Origin of the sequence: Chromohalobacter sp. 48-RD10 (assembly GCF_029889785.1) — a bacterium.
Classification (GTDB): domain Bacteria; phylum Pseudomonadota; class Gammaproteobacteria; order Pseudomonadales; family Halomonadaceae; genus Chromohalobacter.
The window spans coordinates 1-1,293 of sequence record NZ_JARANX010000143.1; the positions used below are offsets into that span (position 1 = coordinate 1).

The window sequence follows — 1,293 nt, forward strand, 5'->3', positions numbered from 1 at the left end:
GGCACATAGCCATGCCCGATGAGAAAGCGAAGAATGGGCCACCACCTGATGCGTATAATAAAGATTAGCAATAACGACATCATATGATCGGTTATTCTCAACCAACCATGCATCCAGCTTTCTCGCATGCAACCGAAAACGCCTCAGCTTTTGCCAGACATTTTTATACGTGAACGGGATTGTCTTGATCGCCACACCACTTGGCATGTCATACCGAACCTTATCGCTCAGCACTGCGATCGTCACGTCATGGCCGCGTCTTACCAACGCCTCGGCCAAGCCCAATATCGAGATTGGAGCGCCTCCGCCTCCTAAATGGTCGGAAGCAAACAAAAAGCTCCTTGCATTCTCTTGCATTTGGAAATTCCTTTTCCAAGCATTTGTGTCAATCGCTAACTTTAGCTCGCCACAGGCATCATCCGTATATGGCTTTCATCCTCAACCAAACCTTCTGTGGAGACTTCCTTCAATTTTTGCAAACCCGGCTGCCAATTCGTCGTAATGCCGAGAAAATGCAAAAAGTAAGAGTTTTCATCTACCAGCCTATCCGGCTTATTCCTGCGCAACCGACTCCCAAGCAAGTAATTCTTCTTACGCCATGTATTATGTGGCGAGATCAAAAACATGGAATCGGCATCACATACAAATTTACGCGCTGTCTTTTTCCTTTCCGGATATCGGTACTTAAAATCGCGAAAAGAATAATCGCTTTCCCCAGGATTAACGTAGGGCACGTTATGACTCTCAAAATAAACCACACCATGCAAAGAGACATTTTCCATAACGCTCTCTTCACTGGATATCAAGAGCTCATCTATATCGAAATTGAAAAGTACGCCACCTCGAGCAAAGCGTTTCAGGCAATGGTTCAAGGCTACGGGCTGCGCAAACGAACTAAAACGCTTTGCCGTAGGCCCAAAGGGGAAATTCCACTTTACAATATTGGCTTTTTCTCCAACCTTGGCTTCAAGATCATCAAAATTGGAGCTCCCATTGTCATATATAAAAATATCGTCTACAGAATAATTCTCTTTGTAAAACTCAATCCAGTCGTCTACCCACGCGACATCATTATCTTTAGAGATGGCCGTCAAAACCTTCCTGTTTGACGCTGCAAACTCATCTACCAAAGAGACATCGCACTCAAAGTCAGGGAACTTAAAAACAACATCATAGCGCTCCTGCCGTGACAGACCAGCTTTCAGGATAGAAACTTTCTGCTCTGGGTAGTCCGTGAGAGAAAACTTCTCTTTCGTCCCGTTCACAAAAAGCTGAAGATTTTTTACATATGTT

At 44.5% G+C, this 1,293-nt stretch carries 2 protein-coding genes; both read right to left on the reverse strand.

Annotation, left to right across the window (positions count from 1 at the left end; genetic code table 11):
- A partial coding sequence (locus tag OP496_RS17795; protein WP_280565255.1) for a glycosyltransferase occupies nt 1-357 on the reverse strand: 357 nt, incomplete at its 3' end.
- A 41-nt stretch (nt 358-398) separates the two neighbouring features.
- On the reverse strand, nt 399-1,293 hold an 895-nt coding region (locus OP496_RS17800), incomplete at its 5' end, for a hypothetical protein (protein WP_280565256.1).